Source organism: Candidatus Neomarinimicrobiota bacterium, from assembly GCA_034716895.1.
Lineage (GTDB): Bacteria > Fidelibacterota > UBA8477 > UBA8477 > JABMPR01 > JABMPR01.
In genome coordinates, this window is sequence record JAYEKW010000047.1 from 1 (window position 1) to 4,930 (window position 4,930).

The 4,930-nt window shown below is 43.8% G+C and carries 5 protein-coding genes; all 5 read left to right on the forward strand.

Translation table 11 applies throughout. The annotated features are described in order from the left end of the window. The first annotated feature begins 151 nt into the window (after positions 1-151). The 5 genes from U9Q77_03520 to U9Q77_03540 are packed head-to-tail and all read left to right on the forward strand — an operon-like array spanning position 152 to position 4,656. Complete coding sequence (locus tag U9Q77_03520) at positions 152-427, forward strand: peptidylprolyl isomerase (protein MEA3286431.1); 276 nt, start codon at positions 152-154, stop codon at positions 425-427. Beyond that, positions 424-1,845 (forward strand): nucleoside kinase, encoded by a 1,422-nt coding sequence (locus U9Q77_03525; protein MEA3286432.1) that lies wholly within the window; start codon positions 424-426, stop codon positions 1,843-1,845. Before U9Q77_03520 ends, U9Q77_03525 begins: the two co-directional genes overlap by 4 nt. 4 nt (positions 1,846-1,849) lie before the next feature. Next, positions 1,850-2,488, forward strand: a complete 639-nt coding sequence (locus U9Q77_03530; GenBank protein ID MEA3286433.1) for a thiamine diphosphokinase — start codon at positions 1,850-1,852, stop codon at positions 2,486-2,488. A 16-nt stretch (positions 2,489-2,504) separates the two neighbouring features. Next, the gene (locus tag U9Q77_03535; protein ID MEA3286434.1) at positions 2,505-3,902 is read left to right on the forward strand and encodes a sodium:solute symporter family protein; all 1,398 of its coding nucleotides are present in this window, start codon (positions 2,505-2,507) and stop codon (positions 3,900-3,902) included. Continuing rightward, positions 3,883-4,656 carry an SDR family NAD(P)-dependent oxidoreductase gene (locus U9Q77_03540; GenBank protein MEA3286435.1) on the forward strand — a complete coding sequence of 258 codons (774 nt, stop codon included), beginning with the start codon at positions 3,883-3,885 and terminating at the stop codon, positions 4,654-4,656. Before U9Q77_03535 ends, U9Q77_03540 begins: the two co-directional genes overlap by 20 nt. Positions 4,657-4,930 lie beyond the last annotated feature (274 nt).

Below are 4,930 nucleotides of genomic sequence, written 5' to 3' on the forward strand. Positions count from 1 at the left end.
ATGACAACCCACACTTGTTCTCCCAATATTGAACTGGAACCCTGTCAATCCAATTGGTCTATTTAGCGATTCGTATTTAGCAGGTTTGCTTGATTCACTGCTCGGTTTGCCTAACTTCACGCCCTGTAATAATACCGCTGGAGGAGAGGTCATGGAGTGGAGAGCGAGTCATATATTGGTTAAAAACCGCGGGTTGGCAAATGACCTATTCAAGCGTCTGCAAAAAGGGGCAAGATTTGAGCAATTAGCCAAAGAATACTCGACCTGTCCAAGTAAATCAAAAGGTGGAGATCTTGGTTGGTTTGGAACGGGGCAAATGGTCAGGGAATTCGAAGAAGCGGTCCGGAAAATGCCCAGGAGCCGTCCATCGAAGCCTGTGTCGACCCAATTTGGATTCCATATCATCAAGAAGACTGGTGAAAGATGAGCAATCAGTTCGAATCGTACCGCCATAAGACACGTACTGTGGTATTCTTGCTGTCAACTGCCATCAAACACATCTATGGCAATAAGAAGACTCTGATCATTGATCACTCATTTGGGGATGGCTATTACTGTATTCTGAAAGAGCAAAAATATTGTAGCCAAATTGAACTTGATGCCATTACTCACCGCATGCTTGAGCTTCAGAAAAAGTATAAAAAGATCAAGATTAGACCAGCAAAAGCAGAAGACTGGAAGCACCTGAACACCCCGCGTATTCGATCCTCTCGTCCTCCTGTACTTATCCTGGACACGCATCTTTCAGCATCCTACGAGTTTACCTATTTGGATCTCTCTAACTTGCCGAATTTTGTGATCATGCCCTATAACCGGGGTTTTTTACTTCGAATAGGCGAGAATGGCAATCAAGTGATGCCTTTTAAAGATACCCCGAAACTCTTTAGTATGATGAAAGAGCATGAAAGATGGGGGCGCATATTAAAGGTATCATCCATACCTGACCTGAACCGTCAAATTATGGAACTGGGCTTTAAAGAATTGATCTGGGTTGCCGAAGGATTGCATGAGAAACGCATTGCCGCTCTGGCCGATGATATTAGCGAACGTGTTGGGACAAGAGTGATTTTTGTAGCTGGTCCATCTTCCTCTGGAAAAACCACATTCACCAAACGTCTGGCTATCCATTTGGCTGTTAATGGGATCCGATCGCGCTACTTATCCATGGATAACTATTTTCTGGATCGAGAAAAGATCACTCCCCAGGCTGATGGCTCATTGGATTTCGAAAATGTTGATTGTCTGGATCTTGCTGCTTTGACTCTGGACATCAAGCAACTGATCTATGGTCAACCCGTGTTCAAACGACGCTACGATTTTGTTAATGGGAAGCCGATAATATTGAAGGATACTTTCTGGTTAAACGATGGTGAAGTTCTGATCTTTGAAGGTATTCATGGTTTGAATCCAATCATTCACCAGGGAATTCCCGACGAAAGCTTCTACCGTGTGTATATAAGTGCGTTAACGCAGCTTAACATTGATAATACACATCCAGTTTCCACATCTGATGGACGACTGATTCGCAGAATTGTTAGAGATCATCGCTATCGGGGTTACAGTGCCGATCAGACAATTAGTCGCTGGAATTCAGTCCGGCATGGTGAATTGAGGAACATATTCCCCTTTCAAGAAGAAGCCGATATGATGTTCAATTCAGCTTTGATCTATGAACTATCCATTTTGAAGAGGTATGCCCTGCCCCTGCTACGTTCCGCAAGTAAGAACACAATTCGGGATAGATTAATCACCCTCCTTTCCCTGGTTCACACAATTCCTGATCGACATGTACCCGGCACTTCCATCCTCCGGGAATTTATTGGCAATAGTTATTTCACCTATTAGCATCATGAATGTCTTACTGGTACTTGGCGGTGCACAACCAACACAGCAGCTGCTGGCAACTGAGTTCGCCCGGGCTGACCTGACCATTGCCATAGATGGCGGTATGAAGGTCTTCCAGCAAGGCAACATGACTCCTCAACTATTGATCGGTGATCTTGATTCATATGATAAGCCTTTAAATAGTGGTTTAGAGATTCTTCAAGTTAGGGACCAGAATTCCACTGATCTTCAGAAAGCTTTTGTGTATGTGTTTAAGAATTATCAACCAGATGCGATTGTTCTTCTGGGAGCAACCGGAGGAAGAACAGATCACCTGGTAAATAATCTGCATATTTGTGCATCCATCGATTCGAAATGTCAGATTATCCTCAAGAATGACAACGATCTGGAAGCTGGTTTCACTATGGAAGAGCTTGTAAGAGTAACACCTGAAACGGAGACTGACTTAGAAGTCAATAACGGTGCTACTTTAAGTATCATTGCGGTTTCAGCTTTCAATGGGCTTCATTCAAAAGGTCTGAAGTGGGAAATTATTGACGCTAACTCCGATTCAGGTTATTTCAGTCAGAGCAATCTTGTAAATAGTGATAACCCTCGCATATCCCTGCATTCCGGGTGTGTCTATGTAGCTGTGTATCAGTAGATAACAGAACATACTTATGACATTACATTCGCTCGATATCTCGGTCCTTTTCTTGTACCTTTTAGCCGTCCTCTGGGTCAGTTACCGCAAAAAGTCAACTAATGAGACATCAGACTACCTGCTCATGGGTCGCAAGTTGTCGCTTCCGGCATTTGTCATGACCCTGGTTTCAACCTGGTATGGTGGTATTCTTGGAGTGAGTGAATTCAGCACAAGTTACGGTATTTCGAATTGGATCATCTTTGGTTTGCCCTACTATGTCTTCGGAATTGCATTTGCCTTCTTGGTGGCTAAACGTGCACGCCTGCTTAAAGTTAGCTCCCTACCTGAAATCATCAGTAAAGATTACGGCAATAATGCAGGACGCTTGGCTTCTGTCTGGGTCTTGCTGCTTGCCAGCCCGGCTCCCTACATTCTGACTCTTGGATTATTGCTGAATTTTTTCTTAGGTCTTTCACTTACGTTTAGCATTATACTCGGCACCGTTTTTTCATTGATATATATTTTACGCAGCGGATTTGTGGCAGTTGTCAATACGGACAAACTTCAATTCATGCTCATGTTCCTGGGATTCTTTGTCATCATCCTGGTTTTAATCATCGATTATAAAACTCCCTGGGAATTATGGTCAAGCCTCCCCCCTTCACATCGTTCGTTAACCGGAGGTAACAGTATTGCATATATTATTGTCTGGTTTTTTATTGGTTCCTGGACTCTGGTCGATCCTGGTTTTCATCAACGAGTTTATGCTACAAAGTCTCCGCAGATCGCAAAAAGCGGAATTCTCTGGGCAGTCGCATTCTGGTTCATCTTCGACATGATGACTACTTTGACAGGCCTGTATGCATTCGATTATCTACCCCCAGGTACCATCCCTGCACAGGCTTTCCTTCATCTGGGTCACTCAATTTTGCCCATTGGTTTACAGGGGTTGTTTTTTGTAGGAATTCTGGCCACGGTCATGTCCACTCTCGATAGCAACGCTTTGATATCAGGCATCACACTTGGAAAAGACATATTGGGAAGCTATGGAACACTTCATAAATTCACCACAAGATCTCTAATAAAAACCAGCATGATCATCGTCATGATTCTGGGAGTTATCCTGGCAATCCTGCTTCCTTCAGTCATCGATCTATGGTATACCTTCGGGACGATTGCCATACCTGCTCTGTTGCTTCCTACGTTGTTCAGTATCTTTAAAAGACCAATGACCAGAACCGCAGCAACCCTCAACCTGATCCTTCCCCCCCTTTTTGCGATCTTGTGGTTCCTTTTTGGAAAATCCGGTGATTATAGTTATTATTTAGGGCTGGAACCATTTTATCCAGGTCTTGGTTGCAGTCTGGTGATAGTGACAATATTCAACCGCAAAAAAAGGGAGCATTTGCATGCTGACCGATTTGAAAAATAAGAATGTCTTTATTACCGGAGCAAGTGCCGGGATTGGCGAGGCCTGCGCTCATATTTTTGCAGCCGCAGGAGCCAATTTAATCCTGACAGCTCGTCGATATAAACGACTTGCTAAGCTTGCAGATGTCCTGGAATCACAGTATTCAGTTGGTGTGTTACCTCTGGCACTGGATGTAACAAGCAGTACTGCTGTAGAAAAACTGATCTCCGAATTACCGGATGAATTCCGGGATATTGATATCCTGATAAATAATGCCGGTCTGGTGATTGGAGTCGAAAAAGCGCACCATACACCCGATAGTGATGTAAATACAATGCTGGACACCAATGTAAAAGGGGTCTTGAATCTGATCAGAAGTGTCGTTCCCCAAATGGTCGAAGCCAATCAGGGACACATCATCAATATATCATCCATTGCCGGGCATGAAGCATATCCTGGTGGAAGCGTTTACTGTGCCTCAAAACATGCCGTGGATGCCATCACAAAGAGTTTGAGAATGGACGTCGTTGATACAGATCTTCGAGTTACTGCCATCTCTCCCGGTTTGGTGGATACGGAGTTCAGTCTGGTAAGATTCAAAGGGGATCAGGAGAAAGCCGCGAAGGTCTATGCCGGCATGGAAGCTCTGATCGCTGAAGACATTGCTGAAGCTGTACTGTTTGCTGCTTCACGCCCAGCTCATGTCCAGATCGCTGACATGATTATTTTTCCAACTTGCCAGGCTTCGGCTACAATTGTCAATCGTGATAATTGATGGAATTGGATTATGAGACTGTCGGATTATTTTGATGACAACCGGTAACAGGACATGGATCACATGATCAACAATCTGTGTCCAGGGTCAATTCTAATAGTACAGACACATGTTATTATCACCGTACATTTATAAATAAGCTCGAAAGGGGGCTGTTATGATAAAGAATCGTATGTTATTAATTATTGGACTTAGTCTTATTATGATTATGGGTTGCGAGGATATTGTAGATCCGGATTATGTCTCACCGGAGGACTCTTCAGCCGCAATAACT

Excerpts from the sequence above, each read along its gene's own strand:
- U9Q77_03520 (MEA3286431.1), top strand. The coding sequence starts at position 152 with ATGGAGTGGAGAGCGAGTCATATATTGGTTAAAAACCGCGGGTTGGCA.
- U9Q77_03525 (MEA3286432.1), top strand. The coding sequence starts at position 424 with ATGAGCAATCAGTTCGAATCGTACCGCCATAAGACACGTACTGTGGTA.
- U9Q77_03530 (MEA3286433.1), top strand. The coding sequence starts at position 1,850 with ATGAATGTCTTACTGGTACTTGGCGGTGCACAACCAACACAGCAGCTG.
- U9Q77_03535 (MEA3286434.1), top strand. The coding sequence starts at position 2,505 with ATGACATTACATTCGCTCGATATCTCGGTCCTTTTCTTGTACCTTTTA.